The following is a 241-nucleotide window of genomic DNA, read 5'->3' on the forward strand; positions in this document are numbered from 1 at the left end:
GTGAGGCCTGGGAATTGACCCACGATCACGTCGCGGCCCTGGCCGAGCTGGAAGTGCCGGCGCCGCTGGACGCCGGGCGTTACCAGGTGTGGTTGCAGACCGGGGATGAAACCCTGGATTATCGCCTTGCCCAACAGTATTACCGGGCCTGTGCCTTGCGCATCCAGGCCGGTGGCGACCATGGTTACCAAGGGTTCGCCCAGCAATTGCCGGCGATGTTGAGTTTTGCCGGCATCGGCGC

At 64.3% G+C, this 241-nt stretch carries 1 protein-coding gene; it reads left to right on the forward strand.

What is annotated here, in order from left to right:
* The coding region (locus tag SB765_RS33180) for a YqiA/YcfP family alpha/beta fold hydrolase (protein WP_410932970.1) at window positions 1-241 on the forward strand (241 nt) is incomplete at both ends.

It is taken from the genome of Pseudomonas sp. SIMBA_067 (assembly GCF_046534675.1).
In the GTDB taxonomy this organism is placed as follows: Bacteria; Pseudomonadota; Gammaproteobacteria; order Pseudomonadales; family Pseudomonadaceae; genus Aquipseudomonas; species Aquipseudomonas putida.